The organism is Thermococcus sp. LS2 (genome assembly GCF_012027375.1).
Classification (GTDB): domain Archaea; phylum Methanobacteriota_B; class Thermococci; order Thermococcales; family Thermococcaceae; genus Thermococcus_B.
The window spans coordinates 257,948-279,737 of record NZ_SNUI01000002.1 but is presented as its reverse complement, the minus strand read 5'-3'; the positions used below and the strand labels follow the sequence as shown (position 1 = coordinate 279,737).

Here is a 21,790-nt window from a genome sequence, read left to right as displayed (position 1 = left end):
CTAAGCTCTTCTCGGTGAGAGCATGGATGAGCTTGAGATGATTAGGAGAAAAAAGATGCTTGAGCTCATGAAGAAGATGGGAATGGTTGAGGTTAAACCAAAGAAGCCAAGAGTTGTTATTGAAGTTATCACGTCACCAACTTGTCCTTACTGTCCAATAGCAGTTCAAATGGCTCAGGAGATAGCGAGGAAATATCCGGGAGTAATTGTGAAAGAGCTAAGCGTTGCAACTCCAGAAGGGAGAAAAAAAGCAATGGAGCACAACATCTTAGGAACTCCAACGATTCTAATAAACGATAGAGTTGAGTTTATTGGGGTCCCACCGTTTATAGAATTTGAAAGGAAAGTAAAAGAAAAACTCAGCTCTGCTTAATCTTTGCAATTTTCTTCTTAGTCTCTTTAACTTTCTCTTTCTTAATTTCTGCTTTCTCTTTCTTCCTCCTTTCAACATCTTCCTTAAATGCCCACTTCAGCAGTGGGGGAGTTATTAGCACGGAGACAGTGATGAAAATCAGCGTTGCGGCTATGAACTTTTGTGCGTCACTTTGGGGTATTGCACCTCCATGAATTGCAACCATCAAGTCCACGAGAGCAACTTCAGTTCTTGGAATTGAGCCTATTCCCATTTGAAGAGACTTTTTGAAGTCCCAGCCCATCATCATTGCTCCGATTCCTCTTCCTACAACCTTTCCAATAACTGCAATGCCCGTTAGAACGACTGCTAAAGCCAATGCCTCTCTGCTTGTGAACACTTTCAAATCGAGCATTGCTCCAGTGTACACGAAGAATATCGGGATTAGGAAGCCATATCCAATAGCTTTGACATCCTCTGCTATTTTCCTTCCCTCTGGGAGCTTTGATAAAACAAGACCAGCCATGAATGCACCTTCAATCGCAGCAGCAAACCATTTCTCTGCAAGGGCTGAAAAGAGAAACATTAACGCTAGAACCATAGCTAGAACTCCCTTCTCCACATGGAGTCGTTCAGAAAAGCGTATGTATTTATCAATGGAATACCATGCCAAGACCCCAGTAATTATGAAAAATGCTGCCATCTTTCCAATTAATCCCAAAATACTTCCTGTTCCAACGGCAAAGATTATCAGCGCTATGCCAAGGAAGTCATCCATCACACTTGCACTCAGCGAAGCTGCTCCTACTTCACTCCTCAAAACGCCTAAATCCATCATTACTCTAACTGTAATTCCTATGCTCGTTGCAGTAAGCAAAACACCACCTGCAAAAGCCTCTCTTGATGGATACCCCATCAGCTTAAGCCCAAAATAGCCCATTATTAACGGAACAAACACACCCATAAGAGTGGAAACCGTTGCTACTTTTCCCGTTCTCTTTATCATCTCTATATCTGTGTCAAGACCTCCCAGGAAGAGGAGAAAGATTATTCCTAGCTTTGCCAAAAACTCAAAGGTTTCATTTGAGTGAAGAGTTAGGTATTCGGGACTTATAACCCCAAAATAGATGAGGTTCCCCAAAATCATGCCCATTAAAATTTCTCCCAAAACACCGGGAAGTTCAAAGCGTTCCATTATGTTGTCGCCAATCTTCCCCACAATTAGTGCTACTCCAAGTGTGAAGAGGATCCACTCTGGCTCCATTGGGCACCACCTATGCGCATTAGTCTTATAAACTCATTAACAAGTATTCTGAGGCTTATTTCTCCTACTAGTCTCTCATCTTGGTCAACTATTGCCAGCAAAGGTACCTTGTATCGTTTCATTTTTGTTAGTGCATCAAGAACAGTTGCATCTTCGTTTATTGTGAGAACGTTACGCTCCATTACATGCTCTGCTCTGTCTGCTCCTCCAAGGATCGATTTAAAGAGGTGGCTTATATTTCCAAAGCGAGCCTTATGAGTTTCTGGGGGCAAAAGCACATCAACTACATTTATGTATCTAATGACTCCTTCAAGCTTCATTTCCTCCTTGTTGTTTACGACCCATACGTGGTGTCTTGTCTTGAGTAGCTTTAGTACATCAAGGATTGATGAATCTACTGTTACAATTGGCATTGATGCTAATGGAGGCATTACCTGCTTGACTTTAAGTGAGTGAAATGTCTGAAGAGCTCTTTCAACCTCACTCATCTTATCACCAAATCTTTCTAAGATTTCCGACTATTTAACGGTTTTTGTAGAAGAAGATGCATTCATGAGCTCTTATATGCAGCACCCAAATACTTAAATGCCCGCCTTCGAATACTCGATTAGGTGAGTTTAATGAAAAAGATGCTGGCTGGAATAATTCTAATAATTCTCCTTGGTACACTCACAAGTATGTGCATCTCAAACAACACTGCATCAACGATTCAATCTTCAACTACAGCCACTCAGCCTTCAGAGTCTACACCAACTGGAACAACATCAACACATGAGCAGGAAATTGATATCACAAAACTCCATTTTTACATGTTCGGCGCGGCTGGCTGTCCTCACTGCGGGAGGATGAAAAAGTTATTACCAGAGATTTTTGGGAAAGATAAATTTACATACTATGAGCTTCAAGGAAATGAGCATAATACTCAGCTCTTTTCAGAGTTGTATGACACTCTGGGAATTACTGGAGTTCCAGTAATAGGAATATTCTATGACGGTCATCTAGTTGCAGTCATTGAGGGAGAGATACCTGATCCAGCCAAAAATGTTCCTTTGATAGTAAATACTGCGTTGAAGGAGAATGGTGTTCTTTTTATCGCAGATAGAACATATCTCATCCCCTCAAACCAGACAGAAATAATTAAAAAGCTTGAAACTATTTTCATGAATGGTGAGCCCAGTGAAGGATGAAATCAAGGCCCTGCTCTTGATTATCTTTATATCTTTTGGACTAACTATTGTGGTGCTTTCACTGGTGCATTTACAGTCTATGATCTTTCCTTTGATCTCACTAGCAGTATCTGACTCTATAAATCCGTGCACCTTCGTAATATATACAATGTTTCTGATAGCTCTTTCACTCAAGGAGGGCATTTCAAAGAGGAGGATTTATGCAATAGGCTTGGCATTTATAGTTGCGATATACATCTCATATTACATTCTGGGAGTTGGCCTTGTAATCTTCACGAAAAGCATTCCTACTTGGATTGCAGGTATTGTCTCAATAATTTTTGGAGGGTATACCGTTATAACGGGTTACCTTGAGAAATCAAGGGTTGCTGGAAAGAAAAAAGTTAGGAAGAGCATCTTTAGGCAGGAAGCAAGTATTTTAGGTGCTTTTGCTCTTGGAGTTATGGTATCGTTCACGTTGTTACCTTGTTCTGCGGGTAGCTATTTGATTTATGCGATCCTCATTTCAAAAATTGGAAGGGCACTAACATGGATTCTGCTTGGACTGTACAACATTATCTTTGTTCTACCGCTGTTGATTATTCTCTTTACTGTCGGAAGCATAAGTGAAAGCAAAAGCTTGTCTCAGAAAATAGTTCAGAGGTCTAGAGAGCTCTCAATAATAGCTGGCTCTGCGCTGATAGTCCTTGGAATCTATGTTCTCCTCTTCTATTGATTTTATTTTATTTTTAGGAAAGCTTAAATCTATTGGAAGCGAAATTTCAGTTTGGTGTTATTGATGCAAGAATGGTATCAATCGAGAGCCTTATATGAGGCTATTTCAAAGCTCATAAGCAATCGCGATTTCAAAACTGCAGTTCAAGTCGCTGAGACAATTCCTGACAAGGGAATAAAAGCAAAAGCCCTCTCGAAAATAACTGTTGAAATGGCAAGACTTGGGGAAGACTACCAAGATATCTTGAAGAAAACCCTTGACTCTATTTTTGAAATGGGCAGGGACGATTCTATAACAAAAGCACTTATGAGTCTTGCCTTTGAATTCCTAAACCTTGATTTGATTGATGATGCACTTAAAATAGCTTCAATGATTAAGGATGTCTCAAGTCGGTCCAAGATTCAGGCAGAAGTTGCCATAGCACTTGCAAAGAAAGGGAAAATTCCAGAGGCTCTTAAGATAATTAATGATATTCTTGATGATGACGTTAAGACTTGGGCTACATCAAGACTCGCTGCAGGGCTCAATCAGAGGAGAGAAGAAGATTAAACATAACTTTGTCAATTTTTTGTTTTTTGGCCATTCTCTTTGACTAAATTTAATTCACAACACTTTTTTACCCTTCTTCAAAGCTTTATGAGGCTTAAAAATAGGGGGTGAGATGAAATGAGTAGTGGAGAGATAATAGGATTAATTGGAATGCTGCTCTTGGTAAGCTCATGGGTTCCTCAGACCATTGAAACTATAAAAACAAAGTACTGCCCCTTGAACTTTAGGTTCATTCTGATATATGTGACTGCATCGACTTTGCTGACAATATATTCATATATCATTGGGGACTGGATATTTTTAATATTAAATGCTCTTGCTGCTTTTCAGAGTGCTATTAATCTCTATGTGAAAGTCAGATATGGATAGTTACTTTATTCTGATTTCCGCTCCTACAACTTCTATTTTTGGAGATTTTAACACTTTTAAATACCATCCGTCATCTTTTTCTTCGAGTCTTATTACAGTAGTAGCTGAATCTTCTAGAAAGTCCAAGGCATTAGGGATATTGGTAACTATATTTTGATTCACAAAATATATTGCTGTGCGCTTTTTATTCCCCACAAAATCTTTCACTGCTAGTAAAATTGCTTCCAAATCTTTGGGACTTTCTGAGTAAAATGCGAGAAGCTTATCAAAACCAAGTGCAATGTCTAAAACAAACTCTTTATCCTTTATGACACTCTCAAAGACCTCTACATACTTTCTCAGATGTAAAGTTGCATCTTCATCAACACTGATTCTACTTAGAACATTTCCGACGGTTATTTTTCCTCCTTCTTTTATTACAAAGATTCTTTTATCGTTGATATCTGCATCAATTCCTACATACTCCATCTGGACTTTATAAACATGGAGCATATCAAAAATGTCAACAATAAGCAACTCCGAATTCTTTTCTCTACAGTATTCAATTGCCTCTTTAAGGAATATGTAGGAAGGTGAAATTGAAGGGTATAACAATAGGACTGTTTCTCCATTTTTAAAGCTATCTAGAAGTTCAGAAATATCCATCATTTTAGGCCCCTCCTTTTAAGTAGTTTAATGTTTCATCTATATTGAGCTTAAATTGTGAACCCACAAGTGAAGGATTTGGGGATTTTAAAAAAGTGAGTGCTACTTTTTTATCTTGTTTTTCTATCCTCACAACGGTTGTCGAGATTTCCTCCAAGAATGGGAGTACTAGAGGGAATCTTTTTAACAGATTTATATTGACAAAGTAAAAAGCTACTCTCTTTTTATTTCCAAGGTAGTATACCCGATTTAGCAAAAACAGATACCTTTCATATGGATTGCGTATTAGTGCAATTCTCCTATCGAAGCCCAAAACAATATTTACAAAAAACTCTCTTTGTTTCAAGATGGAATTAAAAGCAGTTCTGTAGTTTTCCTGATGCACATAGAATTCATCTGTAAGTCTAATCGTTGCAGCCACATTGCCAACTTCTTTGTGCCCTCCAATTTTTAAAACTGATACATCATCGCTATTCAAGAAATCCGTATTAAGCCCTGCAAAATCGAGATATGTCTTATAGAGATGAAGCGTATCCAGGAGATCATCTATTATGAGAGGATATCCTAGCTTTAATGAATGCGTTGCAAGCGCATAGAATGCCAAGTGGTGCGATGAATAGGGAGTGTGCTCAATTAAAACAATCTCTCCCGGTTTAGTTTTGGGAAATTCCTCCAATAAGAAGGATAACTCATGTGTCATCGGGAACACCCCCAATTTGAATTGACATTTAATCATTAAAAATATTTTGGAGCTAAGACTTTAGAAAACAGAAAATGAAAAATAAAGCCACACTATTTCCTCTCGTAAAGACCTATCAATTCCCCATATTGGATAATATGGCCTTTCATTGCATTTTCTAAATCCTTTTTAGTTGCTCCTGATTTCAAGTCAAGCTCTGTATCGAGCACATAGACTTTGAAGTGGTAGTGGTGAACTCCATGTCCTCTAGGTGGACAAGGTCCATTGTAACCTATCCTTCCAAAGTCATTCCTCCCTTGAACAATGTGAATTGGTACTTCAACAGTCTCTTTCTTTGGGATTCCTTCTGGTATTTCCTTAACTGGAGGAATATTCCATGCAACCCAATGCACAAAAGTTCCTATCGGAGCGTCAGGATCGTCTACAATTATCGCTATGCTAACAGCTTTTTCGCTAAGCCCTTCAAGCTTTAGAGGTGGATTAATGTCTAAGCCCTCACAGGTGTATTTGCTTGGTATAAATTCATTCTCTCCAAAAACAGAAGTAACCTTCAAGCTCATTTCTTTCTCCTCCTCTTTCTGAAGGCATCCAGATGCCAAAAGAACGAATATCACAAAACTAACAAGCAGTCTTTTCATGTTATCCTGTTTGCTTTTAAAACGTAAAAATATTTCGGGTATTAGGCAAGAGTTTTTAATTTAAGCATTGTAAATCTTAAAGGGTGATAACATGGAGTTGAGAGGGAAAGTTGCCCTAGTTACCGGAGCTTCAAGAGGAATTGGAAGAGCAATTGCAGTTGCTTTAGCTCAGAAGGGAGCGAATGTAGTTATAAATTATGGTCACAACGAAGAGAAGGCAAGAAAAACTGAAGAACTCTGCAAAGCCTATGGTGTTGAAACTCTTGTAGTAAAAGCTGATGTGAGCAAAAGAGAGGAAGTTAAGGCCATGGTTGAAAAGATAATTGAGAAGTTTGGCCGGATAGATATCCTAATTAACAATGCGGGAATTCTTGGGAAGGCAATGAAGCCCATGGAGATAACTGATGAGGAATGGGACAGAGTCTTGGATGTAAATCTGAAAGGTGCTTTTATTGTAACTCAAGAAGTTCTGAAGTACATGAAAAAAGGAAAGATAGTCAACATAGCATCAATTGCTGGAAAGGACGGTGGAACCGTTGGTGCTCACTATGCTGCCTCAAAAGGAGGGCTCATTGCTTTAACATTCAATTTGGCAAGACACCTAGCTCCAGATATTTTGGTAAATGCCGTTGCTCCAGGCCCAGTTGATACAGAGCTTATAACCCCAGAAATCAAGGAGAAGCTGAGAAAGCTTTCCCTCACTGGAGAGATAGCAAAGCCAGAGGATGTCGCCCATGCAGTGATTTTCCTCTTGGAGAATGACCACATAACCGGAGAGCTGATAGATGTGAATGGTGGAAGATTGATGGACTGAGAAAAGCTTTTATTTTTGGCTTTCTTCTTATCTCTGATAGCCATGCGGGTTGTTTATGAGAAGGAAATAAATGTAGAGGACATTGTTGTTTCTCCTAGACCTATCTGGAAGTGCAGAACTTGCCCAGTTTACGGTAAAAGTCCCTCATGTCCCCCTTATGCTCCTTCTTGGAAAGAAGCTAAAGAGTGGATTAAGCACTTCAAGAGAGCTCTTTTAATTAAGTTTCAAATCAATTATGAGAATTTTGAAGAAGAAAAGAGAAAAGTACTCCTATATCTGCTCAAGAAGGAAGAAGAATTCTTTAAGTCAGGTCACCCCTACGCCCTTGCGCTCTTTCCCGGCAACTGCAACCTCTGTGACGAATGCAAGTTCGAAAAGAGCGGCAAGTGCTTGATGCCAACAAAAGTGAGGCCTTCCATTGATGCTGTAGGGATAGAGCTGTCCAAGATTGTTGACTTAGACTTCAGCGAAAGTGTTTTGTATGGGCTGATATTAGTAGATTAGGATAAAAATGAAAGCCTACATAACAATGCTGGGCCGCTCCACATGGGCTATGATAAATGCATATTATGCCGTTGTAATGAAAAAGAAGTACAAGCCTGATGAGATTTACATATTTTTGGAAGACACATACCAAGATAAGCTCCCTAAAGCTGTTAGAGCGCTTGAAATAATCTCAAATACATTTGGATTTTCTCCCAAAATTGAGTGGAGGGTAATAAAGGAAGCAAATTTCAAGGAAGCACGAAGAGAGGTTGAGAAACTCCTTAGGGAGCTCAAGAATAAAGGGGCTGAGATTGCTATAGATATAACCTCTGGGAGAAAGGCTTTAGTGGCTGGAGCACTTGTTCAAGGAGTACCGCTAAAAGTTGACCACGTCTTTTACTTGGCCTTGGCTGAGAAGGATATTCAGTTTGCAAACAGACCATATATGATGATCCCGCTTCATGCACAAAAGCTTGAGGACTTCATGGAGGGCTGATCATGGAGTTACTCATAGATAAAGCGGAACTCCAAATTCTGCTTAACCTTCTTCCTGATGATACAATTGTGTCTTATCCGCTTTATGGTAATTTTCCTCTCTTGAAATTTAGAAGAAAAGTTTATGGCTATGAAATTGAAGCCTTAGCAAAGCCGGAAGACTTTTCTAGGGTTTTGTCAGAAAAAAAGGATCCTCTTCATGATTTGCCGAATTACAAGGATTTCCACGAATGTGTCTTAGCTTCGGGCATAATAAAGTATGCAAACCTTAATGAGTTTAAGAAACATCTTGAGAGTTATGAGATTTTAAGCAAGAGAGTGATTTTTGCTCCAGATACAAACATTTTTTACCACCGCTTTATTTCCACATATCCCCCACTTAGAAGGTATGAGCTTGCGGTGGTTGATGTAGTCATATGGGAAATTGAGCAGTCCATGAACTATAAATATCATCGGGGGCATATACATGCTCTGAAGCGCATTCTTTACAATTCCCACCTTTTGGATGAATTCTACAACAGGAGAATGAAAAAATCAAGAAAAGCAGCATACATAGCCCTTAAGGAGTTTAAAGCTCTGAAAGACAGAATAATAGAAGTCAGAAGGGTGCATGAAAACACTGGTACAAATGATGAACTTATAGTTAGATCGCTCAAACGGTTTGATAAAGAAACTCCATCCCTCGTTATTCTCCTGACAGCAGATGTTGCAATGACAGATATAGCGGAGCTTGAAGGGCTTGAGTACTTTCTCTTTGAGTATCCGTATGAAGACATTTCGCTCCATTATGCAACCCCTTATCATATGAGGACTCTGCTCTTTAATTTAGCTGCAGTTTTTGGTGTTATACAGATCGGAGACGTGCTGGTCTTTGGAGAATTTGGGGGAAAAGTAAAGCTCAATGAGCTTAAATTAAAGTTCCTACACAATTCAATTTACAAGGAGTTCACCTTCCATCTAGAGCTCAGCAGAAAGCTTAGAGAGTTAAAAATAGAGAAATAATCAGCGGAGCATTCCTTCTAAGTTTTCTACGTAGTTTATGCTCCTCTTTATGTCAGCGAAGTATTCTTCGGCTTTCATGATGTGCTCCTTCTCCACTCTCTTGCCGTTTGCTAATATGCTCGCTGGAGCTAAAAGCTGCACTGCATACCTCAAGCTTGTCTTCTCTCCAAGTTCTGCAAGGTATTCAACTGCTTCGTCGCTTATTTCAATTCCTTCTTCCCTAGCTCTGATTTTTACAATCTCTCTTATTTCTTCCTTCTTATATGGCTCTGTGTTGATAATGAGCAGTCTATCGAGCATGTCAATTGGGATTCCGTGAGGTGATTCAATGTCAGTTCCCCTAATCTTTGTCCTTCCTCTGTTGGTTGCAAGAATTAGGATTGGTGCTAGCTCACTTTCCATAGCTCTTGCAAGGAATGAAAATGCCTCGATGTCAAACATATGACACTCGTCAATGAACAGAACTCCTGGCACTAATACTGCCTTGCCTTCTTCTACCCACTGCTTAACTGTTTCATCAACTCTCTCCCTAACCTCATCTGTAATCTCTAGTCCTCCTCCGAAGAACAAGCTGAATATTCCGCCTGCTCTTGCGTTAATCATATCCAAATCATGAAGCGTCACAGTATAAGTGAACTCTTTAATCTTGAGCACTGGACCGCTTGGCATATCAACTTTCCTCTTTAAGAAAATTCCTTCCTCTTCTTTTGTTGTTCCAATTTTTGAAATCCTTCCAGTTTCAGCATCAATTTGGATTACATCTCCTTCTTCAATTCCAAGCTCAAGAAGCTGGTAAGCTATCTCTCTCCCAGCCCTAATTGTTTTCTCATCGTCTCTTGTCCTAAGGGTTAGCACTACGGATTCGGGAATTTCGATATAAGGATTGAATGGGTGCCTCGTTCTTCTAATTTCAATTTTCTCAACTTTCCCTTCGTAAACTTTCCTTTCTTCGCTTATTCTAACACCAATTGCTCTTCTCAAAGCCTGCTTTAAGAATTCTGTCTTCTTGATCTCAGCGGAATAAATTTCGCTTCCGCTTATCTGGACGAATGGGACGTCTTCGCCGAGCTCCTTGGCAATTCCCATTGCTATAGCCGTTTTACCGCTTCCAGTAGGTCCAGCAAGGAGAATTCCCTTTCCAGCGAGCTTACCTTTCTTTATCAGCTTAACTGCGATACCAGCGGCTTCTCTTGCTTTTGTTTGTCCCACCATTCCATCTGCGATGAACTTTGCTTTTCCGTTCTCATCTAAACCTAACCCTTTAATGTGGGAATGACTCCCTACTCTTTCAAAGCTGACTTTTGTAATCTCTTCTATCACTGGCATGCTTTCACCCCCTGCTAATTTTAAAGTACCATTTTGTTATTAAAATCAAAGGTCTTAAAAGCTTAACGGGAAGCATTTCTGAGTAACAAGAAAAATCTGCTTTGCACAATATAAAATTCCACTGGATACATCACTTCTCTATTAAAAACTTTTTGTTTTAAATTACGAAGTAAAGTGATAATACGAAAGACTTAAAAGTTATGAAGCAAAAGATTTAAAAAGATTTCGGTTGGGGTGGGGCTATGAAGCGCTTAGGTAAAGTTTCTCATTATGCAAAGCAGGGGTTCTTGATACTCCGTTCTGATTGGGTGCCCTCTTTAAATGATCCTGTTGTAGATACAAATCTCCAGCTTGTCGGCATCGTTAAGGATGTATTTGGGCCAGTCAAAATGCCTTATGTGGCTGTAAAGCCAAAAGTGAAGAATCCCGAAGAGTACGTTGGACAAGTTCTTTATGTTGATGAAAGGAAAAGGAGAAAGAGACCTGAACAAAAAGGCAAGGGTAAGGGTAAAAAGTTCAAGAAGAAGCGCCCTGCCCCCCGGAAGAGGGGGTGACTCACTTGCTTTCTGCTGAAGATACTAAGAAATGTCCTATTTGTGGATCAGTTAAGCTAATTTATGATCCCGAAAGGGGAGAAATTGTATGTGCATCCTGTGGTTATGTTGTTGCTCAGAATATCATCGATTCTGGCCCTGAATGGAGGGCTTTTGATGCCGACCAGAAAGCTAAAAGGGTAAGAGTTGGCGCTCCGATGACAATGATGATACACGATAAAGGTCTTTCTAGCACCATTGACTGGAAGAACAAGGATATTCACGGAAACGATATTTCTGGAACAATGAGAGCAAAGATGTACCGTCTTAGAAAATGGCAGAGGAGAATTAGAGTCAGCGATGCAACCGAGAGAAATTTGGCATTTGCACTGAGTGAGCTAGATAGGATGGCTTCTCAGCTTGGTCTTCCAAGAAATGTTAAGGAAATGGCTGCCGCTCTTTACAGAAAAGCTGTGATGGAGAAACTCATTAGAGGTAGGTCAATTGAAGGCGTTACTTCAGCTTGTCTGTATGCTGCGTGTAGAATGGCAAAAGTGCCGAGAACTTTAGATGAGATTGAAGAGGTTGCAAGAGTTGATAAGAAAGAAATAGGAAGGAGTTATAGATTCATAGCAAGAGAGCTTCATCTAAGATTGACTCCCACGAATCCAATTGATTATGTAAACAGATTTGCTGACCAGTTGGGATTGAGTGAAAGAACAAAAAATAGGGCAGTGAAAATCCTTCAAAAAGCTATTAAACTGGGGCTGACAAGTGGAAGAGGTCCTATGGGCGTCGCTGCTGCTGCATTGTATATTGCAAGCGTCCTTGAAGGTGAAAAAAGAACGCAGAGGGAAGTTGCTGAAGTTGCTCACGTCACTGAAGTTACCGTGAGAAATAGATATAAGGAGCTTGTAGAAAAGCTGAACATAAAGCTAACAATTTAGCCAGATGAGGATTCAAACCCGTCGCTGATAGGTGATGAGAGGGGACCTCGCCGATGGTTGCCGTTGGTATTTTAGGTGATACTCATTATCCCTACAAGGCCTCTTACATTCCTGATTTAATTTTTAAAAAGTTCAGCGAAGAGAATGTTGAGCTTATTATCCATACTGGAGACATAAATGAGAAAATTGTCCTCGAAAAATTGGAAGAAATAGCCCCGGTCATCGCTGTAAAAGGTAACACAGACACTCTAAATTTACCTGAAGAGAAGATTATTGAGGTCGGAGATATTAGAATTGGGATTCTGCATGGGCATCAGTTTCTTTCTTTGGATACTCAAACTTTGAAATATAAAGCTCTCGATATGGATGTTGATGTTTTAGTCTTTGGGCATACTCACAGATTTTTCTATGATGTTTATGAATTCATTGGAAAAAAGATAGCCCTTTTGAATCCTGGTTCTCCTACTTTGCCCAGAATGAACAGCCCAACTTTTGTTGTTGCAAAAATTAAAAACTCCAGTTTTAGAGTAGAAGTTGTGGATTTGTGGAAGATTTGACTTAAAAGAACAGCTACATTGAATAAGACGCATAAACTTAAAAACACAAAACACAGAAAAAGTCAAAAGAACGAAAAATGACTTCAGCTCTTAATAGCGAGCTTGATGTCCTCGGCCTTAACTGTCTTTCTGCCGGCGTGCTTTGCGAGGTCAACAGCCTTCTTTGCAATCTCAATAGCCTTCTCCTCGAGGTGCTCGGCTAAGAGCTTGGCTGCTTCTTCGCTAACTCTTTGTGCACCGGCCTTTCTAATCAATCTATCAACTGGGGCAATTGGTAACTCAGCCATTTCCCCTACCTCCTTAAAGTTGTTTTGTTAATATTTGCATTTTATTCTTTGAAAGAAGTCCTATATAAACCTTTCGGAAAAGCACCGTTCTCCATTGACTATCGGCTCATCTTTCTTATATTTATTGAGAGTTTAGGCAAAATAATTTGGATAGCACAAAGTTTGGAAATTTCTGGGCTTGTTATTCTACATTGATATTGGTCAAGGTAGCCTTTTTTAGTGGATAGCCCTCTTTCTGCAAGTGTTTTATGCAATATTATGTTATAAGTAGTTAAACTATCTTGTGATTAAAGTTGTAGATATTACCATTTATATAACTTCAATGTCACATTTAAGTTCCAATGGTAATACTTGATTTAACAAGAAAGCTATCTTTCTCTAATTTTCAGCACTTTTGACCAATAATGTTTATATATGCATCAATATGATTCTATAATTACTTGAAAATAGGAGGGAGCAAAAATGCCTGAGAAATTTGAGATATATGACAAATATGTAGATAAGGAATATGAGCCAAATCCAAAGAGAGACTTGATAGCAGTTTTTAGAATAACCCCTGCAGAAGGCTTCACCATTGAAGACGCTGCCGGAGCTGTTGCCGCTGAGAGTTCTACAGGAACATGGACCAGCTTGTATCCATGGTATGAGCAGGAGAGATGGGAGGATATGTCAGCCAAAGCATATTACTTCCATGACATGGGTGATGGGAGCTGGATTGTTAGGATAGCATATCCCGTTCACCTCTTTGAAGAGGGCAACATGCCTGGAATGCTGGCTTCAGTTGCTGGAAACGTCTTTGGAATGAAGCGTGTTAAGGGATTGAGGCTTGAGGATATTTACCTCCCAGAGAGATTTTTAAGAGAGTTCAGCGGTCCAGCTCACGGTGTTGAAGGAGTTAGAAAGATATTTGGCATCAAAGATAGACCAATTGTGGGAACTGTGCCCAAGCCAAAAGTCGGCTATTCTCCAGAAGAACTTGAAAAGCTCGCTTATGAGTTGCTCAGCGGAGGAATGGACTACATCAAGGACGATGAAAACCTAACCAGTCCATGGTACAACCGCTTCGAGGACAGAGCAGAGGTCATCATGAAGGTTATTGAAAAGGTCGAAAACGAGACTGGAGAAAAGAAGAGCTGGTTTGCCAACATAACAGCTGACATAAGGGAGATGGAGCGCAGATTGGAAATCCTTGCAGACTACGGCAATCCACATGCAATGGTTGATGTGGTTGTTACAGGCTGGGGAGCTCTGGAGTACATTAGGGATTTGGCTGAAGATTATGGCATCGCTTTACATGCTCACAGAGCAATGCACGCTGCATTTACTAGAAACAAATACCACGGCATTTCAATGTTTGTCTTAGCCAAGCTCTACAGAGTTATAGGCCTCGACCAGCTCCATGTTGGAACAGCTGGAGCAGGAAAGCTTGAAGGTGGAAAATGGGAAGTTATACAGTTTGCGAGAGTCTTTAGAGAGAAACACTACGTCCCAGATGAAAATGATGTCTTCCATCTCGAGCAGAAGTTCTATCACATAAAGCCAGCAATGCCCGTCAGCTCTGGTGGACTTCACCCAGGTAACCTCGAGCCAGTCATAGATGCTCTTGGCACTGAGCTTGTCCTCCAGATCGGTGGTGGAACCCTTGGACACCCAGATGGGCCGAAGGCTGGAGCAATGGCTGTAAGGCAGGCTTTAGATGCTATAATGCAGGGAATACCTCTTGACGAATACGCAAAGACCCACAAGGAGCTTGCAAGGGCTTTGGAGAAGTGGGGTCATGTGACTCCGGTTTGACTTTTCTTCTCTTTTCTAAATGTTTATACAACCTTCAATATTTTTCGTTCCAAGTTGCCTTTCTGTCAAAATTTGAGGGAAAAGATGTTTTAACTCCTTGCATCTCATCTAGCTTGGTGAGCCAAATGCATCCAGAGGGATTTTTAGAAGTCATAACTGGTCCAATGTTTGCTGGCAAGACTACAGAGCTTATAAAGAGAATTGAGAGGCAGATGTTTGCAAAAAGGAAAGCTGCACTCTTTAAACCGTCAATAGACAACAGATACAGCGAAAGTGAAGTAGTAGCTCATAACGGTTTGAGATATGAGGCGTATGTCATTCCAACCACAGAAGAAGGAGTTAAGATGATCTATGACATAACAAAAAGAGAAGAACTTGAAGTTATAGGTGTTGATGAAGTTCAATTTTTCCCTCTCCCAATTGTTGAAACCCTAAATAAATTAGCAGATGAGGGGGTTTATGTAATTGCCGCCGGGCTTAATCTTGATTTTAAAGGCGATCCTTTTCCAGTTACCAAGGAACTTTTAGTTAGAGCTGACAACATAGTTTACTTAACGGCAATCTGCACCGTCTGTGGAGCACCAGCAACGAGGAGTCAGCGCTTGATTGATGGAAAGCCAGCGCCAAGAGATTCCCCAGTTATTTTAGTTGGTGGACTTGAAAGTTATGAAGCAAGATGTAGGAGGCATCATGTAGTCCCTTAGCACTTTAATTTTCATAGTCCTCTTTATTCTTGATGATTGCTCCGGGAATACTAGTTTTTCAATTTTGCTTCTCCAAAATTATACTTGGCATTAAAGTTTGCTTTTGCTTCTTTAACCGAAAAGCTTAAGTTTAAACTTTTCTAACATTAAGTTAGATAAGTGGGGGTGAGAGTATGGTGTTAAATAATGAGATGGGAAAGTTGTTGGATGTGTTGGGAAATGAAACTAGGCGTAGGATACTCTTACTTCTCACCAAGAGACCCTATTTTGTTAGCGAGCTTTCTCAAGAGCTTGGTGTGGGACAAAAAGCAGTTCTAGAGCATTTGAGGATTTTAGAGAGAGCTGGACTGATTGAAGGGAGAGTTGAGAAGATACCACGTGGCAGACCAAGGAAGTATTACACAATCAAGAGGGGCTTTAGACTTGAAGTTCTGTTGACGCCTTACCTATTTGGAACAGAGATGTACGAACCAAAGGCTCCAAGAAAGACAGCGGAGTATGAGCAGGCAAAGGAACTCATTAAGTCTCAGGAACCAGTAGAGACAAAGATCAGAGAACTTGCAGAATTTCTGAGAGAAATTGAGGAAAAAATCAGCGAACACATGAGGGCTAAGCAAGAGCTAGAGGAGGTAAGATTACTTGCAGAGGCCTACATAGAGAACTTAATGCGTAGAATTGCTCAAGAAAGCGAGAAAGAGTTTGACGAGCTGTTAAAAGAAATTGAACCATTCTTGCCAAAAGAATTCATAAATGAACTGAAAAGAATAAAGAAAGAACTGTACAGCGTTTAAAGTATCTTCCCTTCTTGCTTCATCCTAACTAATTTTGTTAAATAACCAGCAATTCTGTTTCTAATTGTTTTGCTTGTGACATTTGTCAGCTCTTGCACCTTCTTCTTGTTGTGCTCGAAGTCTGTTGTAAACTCGTTTGGATACCTATCTAAAAGCTCTCTCGCGACCCTCTTAATGAAACCTTGCCTTATGTTCCCCATTTTCATCCCTCCGATAATCTTGACATTATGTCCAATAGCTCAATCAAATAAATCCGTTTTAAACTTTTCGTGGAATTCACTTCTGGCTTAATAAACTTTAATGCCGTACTTCTCGGCCTCAGCTTCAAACTCATTCTTGCGTCTCTTTCTTATAGCTCCCTTAGCTCCTCTCACGAGAAACGGCAACACACCAAATCCCCCTATTGCAAAGACAGCAGCAAGGATTCCGTAGCGTACAAGGGCGTAAACTGTTAAAATCGCGAAGAGCCCGAAAAATAGAGGGAAGATTACTACGGTCAGGAAGCTTCGCATAGTATCATCCCACTATCATATAGATTGCTACTCCCTTTAATATCTTGCTCTCTGGGGGGTGCTATGTTTATAAATCTCCAGCTAGAGTTTAAACCATGCTGAAGGAAACAATCCACTGCTATGGACACAAAAACGTTAAAGCGACTCACAAATCAACTCTGGAGATTACAAGGGAAGACTTTTTGACTCCCAAAGGAGACTGCATAATCTGCATTAAGGCTGATAAGGCCCTCAGAGATTTAAGCGATGAGTTTAAAAAAGCCCTTAAATCCGGGAAAAAGATCAGAATTAGGATTGTTGTTGATGATCTTGTTGATGAAATCATAGCCTCTGGAGATGAGTGTTTAACTTTTGAAAACGATGTTTCAATGGTCATACGAAAAAGCACCTATGTTGATGGACGAACCCTTGCAATTAAGGCAAACAAAGCGGCTAAAGATATTGATAGAAGAATAATTGAAAAATTAAAAAATCCAAATCAAAAAGCCATCATTGAGCTAATCATAGATGATGACCCCGCGCAGCGCTGATGAAAAGATGATGAGGATTTTAAGTGCTGACCAAAGATTTAAATATCCCTTAGTTTTTATTAACTTTTGGTGAAGAAAAATGCTTGAGGGGTACTATATAGTTGAGAACTCTGGAGTAGTGCCAGCAGAAAGGAGATTTAAGTTCAAAGATTTAAAAGCATGGGGTTATGATTTGCATTTAGGAACAATAGAAGGTGAGAGGGCTTACTTCGTTTCAGGGGCAGGAGAAAGGGAGGAAGGAGAAACATACACCGTGAAAGGAAAGGAGTATCACATCACAGAAACACAACAGGAGATTCCTTCAAATGCAAGACTTTTAGCTAAGATTATCATTGAGAAAGGGCAGCCTTATCTCGTTTTCTGGCTCGAAGAGGACGAGCAGACATTTCCTCTGGCAAAGGAAGACCCAAGGCTGATCCTTAAGCGCTTCTGGGAAGCAAAGAAGTTTAAGCAGCTTTTGAAGTATGTCAACAGCGTAGGATTAACTACAGATTTTTACAAGGATAATGTGTTTACAAAAAGCATTCCAATACCTCATGAAGAATATCCGCCAAAAGTTAGAAGAGTTCTCAGAGAAGTTAGAGACATCCACAGAGATTTGACAGGCTTTGGTAGGTTTGTATTCCAATATTACGGGGAGGAGAATAAAATACACAACTACCGCCTCTGGTGGCTTTTACCAACGATATACTTGTTTGACGTTGAGATAGCAAACGAGGTTGACAAGATTTTGGGAATGCTGGATTGAGGATTCTTGTTATTTATCTTTTCCTAGATTTTGTCTAAATCAGTTATTTCGTTTGGGCTAATATTGGGCCGATAAATTTTACAAATATTATGAAATATTTGGTATAACTTTATGTATTATTGTTTAAAATCTTTCAAAATTTGTGTTATATTCCTGTATGCATATGTTGGGTTATTTACGCTATAATGTGACATTTTGTTATGAACATATTAATAATTCTCTCCTAATCGTAACTGTTATATATGATATTGTGCATATAGATAGACGCCCTCTATGGGCAGGAGGGGAACTCAATGGTTCCTGGCTCTATTTTGTTATTGTTGTTGGCAATAGCGGTAGTGTTAATTATATTATTTACAGGAAAGTACAGAGTGCATGCATTTTTAGTTTTGCTAGCAGCAGCGTACTTTGTAGGAATATTCTCAGGCCTTGGACTTGCAAAAACAGTGGATGCAATTGCGGCTGGCTTTGGTGGAACTTTAAAGTCCATTGGAATAGTGATTGCTGCAGGTACCATAATTGGTTATGTTTTAGAGAAATCTGGAGGAGCAATATCTATGGCAGAAGCTGTTCTAAAAGTCGTTGGAAAACACAGAGTTCCTCACGCAATGAGTATCATAGGATACATAGTTTCAATTCCAGTTTTCTGTGACTCTGGATTTGTAATTCTTTCCCCATTGAACAAAGCGTTATCTAGGAGAGCTGGAATATCATTAGCAGTTACAGCTGTGGCATTAAGTACCGGATTGTACGCTACACATACTCTTGTTCCACCAACTCCTGGGCCAATTGCTGCCGCCGCTAATTTAAATGCAGACCTTGGGCTGGTTATCCTGCTTGGACTTATTGCATCAATTCCCGCCGCTTTAGCTGGTTTGTACTATGGCCTTAAAGTTGGCAGCAAGATAGATATCGAACCAGATATAGAGGAATCATACGAGGATTTAATTAAGAAATACGGAAAGCTCCCACCAGCAAAATGGGCTTTTGCCCCTCTGGTAGTTCCAATAATTCTAATAGTTCTAAAATCAATAGCAGACTTCCCATCTCACCCCTTTGGCACTGGTATGGCAAAAGAATTCTTCGACTTCATCGGACATCCAATAACCGCCCTTCTCTTGGGAGTTCTGTTGTCATTTAAGCTCGTTGATAAGCTTGATGAGCATGTATATGGACCAACTGGCTGGGTTGCAGAAGGATTAAAAAATGCAGCCGTTATAATCTTGATAACTGGTGCTGGAGGATCATTTGGATACGTTCTCAGACAAACTGGAATCGGAGATTACATAGGAACAACACTCTCATCATATCATCTTGGCTTGCTTCTACCTTTCATAATAGCAGCACTTTTAAAGACTGCTCAAGGTTCCTCAACAGTGGCAATAATAACAACTTCAGCTCTTTTAGCACCACTGTTGCCTTCACTTGGTCTTGCTTCCCCATATGGAAGGGCATTAACGGTTCTTGCCATCGGTGCAGGTTCAATGGTTGTAAGCCACGCAAACGACAGCTATTTCTGGGTAGTTACACAGTTCTCAAACATGGATGTTACACAAGGATATAGACTTCAGACCGTGGCAACATTCGTTGAGGGTATTGTAGCAGCGATAGTAATCCTGATAATGGGTGCAATTTTGCTTTGAGCCCAAAGCTTTTTACTTCTTTTTCCAAATTTTACTTGGTGGTGGCTTATGAATATTAACAAAGACGAACTTCTAAGTTATGGTGACGTTACGGCTAGAGAAATAGCTCTAACTCTGATGGAAGAAGCGATAAAAAGTTCAGACCCCTATGAGGCAGTTAAAAGAGCTTTGAAAACGGAAGATGAGAAGATAATTGTTAATGGAAAAGAGTTCCCAATTAAAGGCAAAATCTACGTTTTGGCTTTTGGAAAAGCTGCTTGTTCGATGGCCAAAGCTGTTGAAGAAATTCTCAGAGATAAACTTGAGGAAGGAGTTGCTGTTACAAAGTATAGCTATGCACTTCCATTGAAAAAAATAAAGGTCATTGAAGCTGGACATCCAATACCAGATGAAAACTCAATGAAAGGTGCTTTGGCTGGTGTTGAACTTGTTAAAAAGGTTGGCAAAGATGATATTCTTCTGGTTCTCATCTCTGGTGGCGGTTCAGCCTTATTCTGCTTGCCAGAAGATGGAATAAGGTTAGAAGATAAAATAAAGACAAATGAACTCTTGCTGAGGAGTGGTGCAAAAATTTATGAAATTAATACCGTAAGAAAGCACATTTCAAAGGTCAAGGGTGGAAAATTGGCTAAACTTGTGAAAGGAACGCTGATAAGCTTGATTCTCTCAGATGTTGTCGGAGATCCTTTAGAAGCAATAGCGTCTGGACCAACGGTTAAAGACCCAACGACTTTTGAAGATGCTTATAGAATTTTGAAAGTCTATGGGATATGGGATAAGGTTCCAGAGAGCGTAAAAAGACACATAGAGAAAGGTCTCAAAGGGGAAGTTGAGGAGACACTCAAAGAGGATTTGCCCAATGTTTACAACTTCATACTCGGTAGTGTTTCAATAGCTTGTGAGAGTGCAAAGAGGAAAGCGGAAAAGCTTGGTCTAAAAGTGTACATCTTAACGACGACACTTGAGGGAGAAGCAAAAGATGTTGCTTTAGCTTTGGGCTCAATTATAGAAGAGGTTTATAATAGAAACAGACCCTTTGAGAAGCCCGTAGTTCTGATAGCTGGGGGAGAAACGACAGTTACGATTTTAGGAAAAGCCGGTTTAGGTGGTCCTAATCAAGAGATTGCTTTGAGCATAACTAGGAAAATCTCTGGATTGAGAGGGACGGCAGTTTTGGCAATGGATACAGATGGAACTGACGGTCCCACAGATGCTGCTGGAGGATTAGTTGACAGTTACACTCTCGATGTTTTGAAAAAAGAGGGGATTGACGTTGAGGAATACTTATCATTGCACAACGCTTACGATGCCTTGAAAAAGGCGAAAGCTTTGCTCATTACAGGACCAACAAGGACGAATGTTAATTCGATTTTCATAGCCGTTATTGGAGTTGAATAAACTCCCATCCTCTTTTATGCACCTCAATCCCCTCTGTTTTTACATTTAACCTATTAATTTCTTCTTTTAGTCGCTTTATGAATCTCCAAAACTTTTCATCATTAACCATAATTTCATAGCTTTCTGGATAGTTATCTCTCAAAATCTGCTGGAACTCTTTTCCGCTTGCTCTTAAGTTTAATACCTCAAAGAAAAAGTGGTCTGCAAAGGATTTTGTTTCCCTAACAATTGCTTCAACATCTGTAACCTCTGGAATTATGGGACTTATAAAAGCGTATGTTTTTATTCCTTCTTCATGGAGAACTTTTAGAGCGTTAATTCTTGCCCTCTGAATTGGAGCTAAAGGCTCAAAAAGCTTCTTTTCTTTTCCTTCAAAGCTGTTAACTGTCAAACCAACTTCAATGTTCTTAAACTGCCTAAAAATATCAATGTCTCTCATAACAAGAGGGGACTTTGTAAGGATGCTTAAGTTTATTCGCTTGCTCATATTTTGTAAAACCTTTCGTGTTAGTTTCATTTTTGCTTCAATTGGCTGATAAGAATCAGAAATGCTTGACATTACAACTTCTCCCTCTACATACTTTCTTGAAAGCTCTGGAGCGTTGACTTTTACTTCAACCCAGGTTCCCCACTCTCCGTAAGGCTTCCACTTGCAGATAAACTTTGCATAACAGTATTTACAGGCAAATTGACATCCAACATATTGATTGATAACGTAATCAACACCGGGAATTCTGCTTTTTGTGTAGATGCTTTTGACTCTTGTTTCTATTATCCTCACACGCACCACAAACTTAAATATTC

Annotated in this window: 29 protein-coding genes; 19 read left to right on the top strand and 10 right to left on the bottom strand. The window is 39.8% G+C overall.

The window, feature by feature from the left end; translation table 11 throughout:
* The first annotated feature begins 22 nt into the window (after positions 1 to 22).
* On the top strand, positions 23 to 373 hold the full coding sequence (locus E3E24_RS04110) for a thioredoxin family protein (RefSeq protein ID WP_167885774.1): 351 nt from the start codon (positions 23 to 25) through the stop codon (positions 371 to 373).
* On the opposite strand, the gene E3E24_RS04105 is transcribed toward E3E24_RS04110, so the two are convergent.
* Positions 360 to 1,616, bottom strand: coding sequence for a cation:proton antiporter (locus E3E24_RS04105; RefSeq protein WP_167885773.1), 1,257 nt, complete (start codon positions 1,614 to 1,616; stop codon positions 360 to 362). The genes E3E24_RS04110 and E3E24_RS04105 overlap by 14 nt on opposite strands.
* Positions 1,580 to 2,104 (bottom strand): CBS domain-containing protein, encoded by a 525-nt coding sequence (locus tag E3E24_RS04100; protein WP_167885772.1) that lies wholly within the window; start codon positions 2,102 to 2,104, stop codon positions 1,580 to 1,582. The genes E3E24_RS04105 and E3E24_RS04100 overlap by 37 nt, the downstream gene beginning before the upstream one ends.
* 132 nt (positions 2,105 to 2,236) lie before the next feature.
* Here E3E24_RS04100 and E3E24_RS04095 point away from each other — a divergent pair, with 132 nt between their 5' ends.
* The 4 genes from E3E24_RS04095 to E3E24_RS04080 all read left to right on the top strand — a co-directional run bounded on the left by E3E24_RS04095 (position 2,237) and on the right by E3E24_RS04080 (position 4,436).
* Complete coding sequence (locus E3E24_RS04095) at positions 2,237 to 2,803, top strand: thioredoxin family protein (protein ID WP_167885771.1); 567 nt, start codon at positions 2,237 to 2,239, stop codon at positions 2,801 to 2,803.
* Positions 2,793 to 3,518, top strand: a complete 726-nt coding sequence (locus tag E3E24_RS04090; protein ID WP_167885770.1) for a cytochrome c biogenesis protein CcdA — start codon at positions 2,793 to 2,795, stop codon at positions 3,516 to 3,518. Before E3E24_RS04095 ends, E3E24_RS04090 begins: the two co-directional genes overlap by 11 nt.
* Before the next feature lie 63 nt (positions 3,519 to 3,581).
* Positions 3,582 to 4,067, top strand: a complete 486-nt coding sequence (locus tag E3E24_RS04085) for a hypothetical protein (protein ID WP_167885769.1) — start codon at positions 3,582 to 3,584, stop codon at positions 4,065 to 4,067.
* A gap of 117 nt (positions 4,068 to 4,184) precedes the next feature.
* Positions 4,185 to 4,436 carry a hypothetical protein gene (locus tag E3E24_RS04080; RefSeq protein ID WP_167885768.1) on the top strand — a complete coding sequence of 84 codons (252 nt, stop codon included), beginning with the start codon at positions 4,185 to 4,187 and terminating at the stop codon, positions 4,434 to 4,436.
* On the opposite strand, the gene E3E24_RS04075 is transcribed toward E3E24_RS04080, so the two are convergent.
* From E3E24_RS04075 to E3E24_RS04065, 3 genes are all read right to left on the bottom strand, one after another.
* A complete protein-coding gene (locus E3E24_RS04075) occupies positions 4,437 to 5,084 on the bottom strand; it encodes a DUF257 family protein (RefSeq protein ID WP_167915686.1) in 648 nt (215 codons plus the stop codon).
* 1 nt (position 5,085) lies between these two features.
* A complete protein-coding gene (locus tag E3E24_RS04070) occupies positions 5,086 to 5,781 on the bottom strand; it encodes a DUF257 family protein (RefSeq protein ID WP_167915685.1) in 696 nt (231 codons plus the stop codon).
* Positions 5,782 to 5,873: 92 nt separating this feature from the next.
* A complete protein-coding gene (locus E3E24_RS04065; RefSeq protein ID WP_167885765.1) occupies positions 5,874 to 6,419 on the bottom strand; it encodes a YbhB/YbcL family Raf kinase inhibitor-like protein in 546 nt (181 codons plus the stop codon).
* 91 nt (positions 6,420 to 6,510) lie between these two features.
* Here E3E24_RS04065 and E3E24_RS04060 point away from each other — a divergent pair, with 91 nt between their 5' ends.
* From E3E24_RS04060 to E3E24_RS04045, 4 genes are read left to right on the top strand one after another with little or no spacing between them, the layout of a single operon-like run.
* Positions 6,511 to 7,233 (top strand): SDR family NAD(P)-dependent oxidoreductase, encoded by a 723-nt coding sequence (locus tag E3E24_RS04060; RefSeq protein ID WP_167885764.1) that lies wholly within the window; start codon positions 6,511 to 6,513, stop codon positions 7,231 to 7,233.
* A gap of 42 nt (positions 7,234 to 7,275) precedes the next feature.
* Positions 7,276 to 7,737 carry a DUF2284 domain-containing protein gene (locus tag E3E24_RS04055; RefSeq protein WP_167885763.1) on the top strand — a complete coding sequence of 154 codons (462 nt, stop codon included), beginning with the start codon at positions 7,276 to 7,278 and terminating at the stop codon, positions 7,735 to 7,737.
* Between the two features lie 7 nt (positions 7,738 to 7,744).
* Positions 7,745 to 8,215 (top strand): hypothetical protein, encoded by a 471-nt coding sequence (locus E3E24_RS04050; RefSeq protein ID WP_167885762.1) that lies wholly within the window; start codon positions 7,745 to 7,747, stop codon positions 8,213 to 8,215.
* 2 nt (positions 8,216 to 8,217) lie between these two features.
* Complete coding sequence (locus tag E3E24_RS04045) at positions 8,218 to 9,216, top strand: PIN domain-containing protein (RefSeq protein ID WP_167915684.1); 999 nt, start codon at positions 8,218 to 8,220, stop codon at positions 9,214 to 9,216.
* Here the strand turns inward: E3E24_RS04045 and E3E24_RS04040 are convergent, their stop codons facing one another.
* Positions 9,217 to 10,542, bottom strand: coding sequence for a RuvB-like helicase (locus tag E3E24_RS04040; RefSeq protein ID WP_167915683.1), 1,326 nt, complete (start codon positions 10,540 to 10,542; stop codon positions 9,217 to 9,219).
* A gap of 242 nt (positions 10,543 to 10,784) precedes the next feature.
* On the opposite strand from E3E24_RS04040, the gene E3E24_RS04035 reads away from it, so the two are divergent.
* Genes E3E24_RS04035 through E3E24_RS04025 form a run of 3 tightly spaced genes read left to right on the top strand, consistent with a single transcriptional unit; the run spans position 10,785 to position 12,579 of the window.
* Positions 10,785 to 11,096 (top strand): Gar1/Naf1 family protein, encoded by a 312-nt coding sequence (locus E3E24_RS04035; protein ID WP_167885759.1) that lies wholly within the window; start codon positions 10,785 to 10,787, stop codon positions 11,094 to 11,096.
* A gap of 5 nt (positions 11,097 to 11,101) precedes the next feature.
* Positions 11,102 to 12,022: a transcription initiation factor IIB gene (locus tag E3E24_RS04030; RefSeq protein ID WP_167915682.1), complete on the top strand. Its 921-nt coding sequence runs from the start codon at positions 11,102 to 11,104 to the stop codon at positions 12,020 to 12,022.
* A gap of 53 nt (positions 12,023 to 12,075) precedes the next feature.
* Positions 12,076 to 12,579: a metallophosphoesterase gene (locus tag E3E24_RS04025; RefSeq protein WP_167885757.1), complete on the top strand. Its 504-nt coding sequence runs from the start codon at positions 12,076 to 12,078 to the stop codon at positions 12,577 to 12,579.
* Positions 12,580 to 12,662: 83 nt separating this feature from the next.
* Here the strand turns inward: E3E24_RS04025 and hpkB are convergent, their stop codons facing one another.
* Complete coding sequence (gene hpkB, locus E3E24_RS04020; RefSeq protein ID WP_042680281.1) at positions 12,663 to 12,866, bottom strand: archaeal histone HpkB; 204 nt, start codon at positions 12,864 to 12,866, stop codon at positions 12,663 to 12,665.
* Positions 12,867 to 13,328: 462 nt separating this feature from the next.
* Between hpkB and rbcL the strand changes: the two genes are divergently transcribed.
* The 3 genes from rbcL to E3E24_RS04005 all read left to right on the top strand — a co-directional run bounded on the left by rbcL (position 13,329) and on the right by E3E24_RS04005 (position 16,155).
* Positions 13,329 to 14,660 carry a type III ribulose-bisphosphate carboxylase gene (rbcL, locus tag E3E24_RS04015; protein WP_167885756.1) on the top strand — a complete coding sequence of 444 codons (1,332 nt, stop codon included), beginning with the start codon at positions 13,329 to 13,331 and terminating at the stop codon, positions 14,658 to 14,660.
* Between the two features lie 125 nt (positions 14,661 to 14,785).
* Complete coding sequence (locus E3E24_RS04010) at positions 14,786 to 15,364, top strand: thymidine kinase (RefSeq protein ID WP_167886038.1); 579 nt, start codon at positions 14,786 to 14,788, stop codon at positions 15,362 to 15,364.
* A gap of 173 nt (positions 15,365 to 15,537) precedes the next feature.
* Positions 15,538 to 16,155, top strand: coding sequence for an ArsR family transcriptional regulator (locus E3E24_RS04005; protein WP_167885755.1), 618 nt, complete (start codon positions 15,538 to 15,540; stop codon positions 16,153 to 16,155).
* On the opposite strand, the gene E3E24_RS04000 is transcribed toward E3E24_RS04005, so the two are convergent.
* Together E3E24_RS04000 and E3E24_RS03995 are read right to left on the bottom strand one after the other, a co-directional pair.
* On the bottom strand, positions 16,152 to 16,355 hold the full coding sequence (locus E3E24_RS04000; RefSeq protein ID WP_167885754.1) for a 30S ribosomal protein S17e: 204 nt from the start codon (positions 16,353 to 16,355) through the stop codon (positions 16,152 to 16,154). The genes E3E24_RS04005 and E3E24_RS04000 overlap by 4 nt on opposite strands.
* Before the next feature lie 87 nt (positions 16,356 to 16,442).
* Positions 16,443 to 16,667 carry a hypothetical protein gene (locus E3E24_RS03995; RefSeq protein ID WP_167885753.1) on the bottom strand — a complete coding sequence of 75 codons (225 nt, stop codon included), beginning with the start codon at positions 16,665 to 16,667 and terminating at the stop codon, positions 16,443 to 16,445.
* A gap of 95 nt (positions 16,668 to 16,762) precedes the next feature.
* On the opposite strand from E3E24_RS03995, the gene E3E24_RS03990 reads away from it, so the two are divergent.
* The 4 genes from E3E24_RS03990 (at position 16,763) to E3E24_RS03975 (ending at position 20,986) form a co-directional block, all read left to right on the top strand.
* Positions 16,763 to 17,197 carry a DUF371 domain-containing protein gene (locus tag E3E24_RS03990; protein WP_167885752.1) on the top strand — a complete coding sequence of 145 codons (435 nt, stop codon included), beginning with the start codon at positions 16,763 to 16,765 and terminating at the stop codon, positions 17,195 to 17,197.
* A gap of 79 nt (positions 17,198 to 17,276) precedes the next feature.
* Positions 17,277 to 17,945, top strand: a complete 669-nt coding sequence (locus E3E24_RS03985; RefSeq protein ID WP_167885751.1) for a TIGR00703 family protein — start codon at positions 17,277 to 17,279, stop codon at positions 17,943 to 17,945.
* 293 nt (positions 17,946 to 18,238) lie between these two features.
* Entirely contained in the window at positions 18,239 to 19,588 is a 1,350-nt protein-coding gene (locus E3E24_RS03980) for a GntP family permease (protein ID WP_167885750.1), read from the top strand.
* 48 nt (positions 19,589 to 19,636) lie between these two features.
* Entirely contained in the window at positions 19,637 to 20,986 is a 1,350-nt protein-coding gene (locus E3E24_RS03975; protein WP_167885749.1) for a glycerate kinase, read from the top strand.
* Here the strand turns inward: E3E24_RS03975 and E3E24_RS03970 are convergent.
* Positions 20,970 to 21,767, bottom strand: a complete 798-nt coding sequence (locus E3E24_RS03970) for a radical SAM protein (RefSeq protein ID WP_167886037.1) — start codon at positions 21,765 to 21,767, stop codon at positions 20,970 to 20,972. The two genes, E3E24_RS03975 and E3E24_RS03970, sit on opposite strands and share 17 nt — an antisense overlap.
* Between the last annotated feature and the right edge of the window lie 23 nt (positions 21,768 to 21,790).

Coding starts and splice junctions, on each gene's coding strand:
- E3E24_RS04110 (WP_167885774.1), top strand. CDS start 23: ATGGATGAGCTTGAGATGATTAGGAGAAAAAAGATGCTTGAGCTCATG.
- E3E24_RS04105 (WP_167885773.1), bottom strand. CDS start 1,616: ATGGAGCCAGAGTGGATCCTCTTCACACTTGGAGTAGCACTAATTGTG.
- E3E24_RS04100 (WP_167885772.1), bottom strand. CDS start 2,104: ATGAGTGAGGTTGAAAGAGCTCTTCAGACATTTCACTCACTTAAAGTC.
- E3E24_RS04095 (WP_167885771.1), top strand. CDS start 2,237: ATGAAAAAGATGCTGGCTGGAATAATTCTAATAATTCTCCTTGGTACA.
- E3E24_RS04085 (WP_167885769.1), top strand. CDS start 3,582: ATGCAAGAATGGTATCAATCGAGAGCCTTATATGAGGCTATTTCAAAG.
- E3E24_RS04080 (WP_167885768.1), top strand. CDS start 4,185: ATGAGTAGTGGAGAGATAATAGGATTAATTGGAATGCTGCTCTTGGTA.
- E3E24_RS04075 (WP_167915686.1), bottom strand. CDS start 5,084: ATGATGGATATTTCTGAACTTCTAGATAGCTTTAAAAATGGAGAAACA.
- E3E24_RS04070 (WP_167915685.1), bottom strand. CDS start 5,781: ATGACACATGAGTTATCCTTCTTATTGGAGGAATTTCCCAAAACTAAA.
- E3E24_RS04065 (WP_167885765.1), bottom strand. CDS start 6,419: ATGAAAAGACTGCTTGTTAGTTTTGTGATATTCGTTCTTTTGGCATCT.
- E3E24_RS04060 (WP_167885764.1), top strand. CDS start 6,511: ATGGAGTTGAGAGGGAAAGTTGCCCTAGTTACCGGAGCTTCAAGAGGA.
- E3E24_RS04055 (WP_167885763.1), top strand. CDS start 7,276: ATGCGGGTTGTTTATGAGAAGGAAATAAATGTAGAGGACATTGTTGTT.
- E3E24_RS04050 (WP_167885762.1), top strand. CDS start 7,745: ATGAAAGCCTACATAACAATGCTGGGCCGCTCCACATGGGCTATGATA.
- E3E24_RS04045 (WP_167915684.1), top strand. CDS start 8,218: ATGGAGTTACTCATAGATAAAGCGGAACTCCAAATTCTGCTTAACCTT.
- E3E24_RS04040 (WP_167915683.1), bottom strand. CDS start 10,542: ATGCCAGTGATAGAAGAGATTACAAAAGTCAGCTTTGAAAGAGTAGGG.
- E3E24_RS04035 (WP_167885759.1), top strand. CDS start 10,785: ATGAAGCGCTTAGGTAAAGTTTCTCATTATGCAAAGCAGGGGTTCTTG.
- E3E24_RS04025 (WP_167885757.1), top strand. CDS start 12,076: ATGGTTGCCGTTGGTATTTTAGGTGATACTCATTATCCCTACAAGGCC.
- hpkB (WP_042680281.1), bottom strand. CDS start 12,866: ATGGCTGAGTTACCAATTGCCCCAGTTGATAGATTGATTAGAAAGGCC.
- rbcL (WP_167885756.1), top strand. CDS start 13,329: ATGCCTGAGAAATTTGAGATATATGACAAATATGTAGATAAGGAATAT.
- E3E24_RS04010 (WP_167886038.1), top strand. CDS start 14,786: ATGCATCCAGAGGGATTTTTAGAAGTCATAACTGGTCCAATGTTTGCT.
- E3E24_RS04005 (WP_167885755.1), top strand. CDS start 15,538: ATGGTGTTAAATAATGAGATGGGAAAGTTGTTGGATGTGTTGGGAAAT.
- E3E24_RS04000 (WP_167885754.1), bottom strand. CDS start 16,355: ATGGGGAACATAAGGCAAGGTTTCATTAAGAGGGTCGCGAGAGAGCTT.
- E3E24_RS03995 (WP_167885753.1), bottom strand. CDS start 16,667: ATGCGAAGCTTCCTGACCGTAGTAATCTTCCCTCTATTTTTCGGGCTC.
- E3E24_RS03990 (WP_167885752.1), top strand. CDS start 16,763: ATGCTGAAGGAAACAATCCACTGCTATGGACACAAAAACGTTAAAGCG.
- E3E24_RS03985 (WP_167885751.1), top strand. CDS start 17,277: ATGCTTGAGGGGTACTATATAGTTGAGAACTCTGGAGTAGTGCCAGCA.
- E3E24_RS03980 (WP_167885750.1), top strand. CDS start 18,239: ATGGTTCCTGGCTCTATTTTGTTATTGTTGTTGGCAATAGCGGTAGTG.
- E3E24_RS03975 (WP_167885749.1), top strand. CDS start 19,637: ATGAATATTAACAAAGACGAACTTCTAAGTTATGGTGACGTTACGGCT.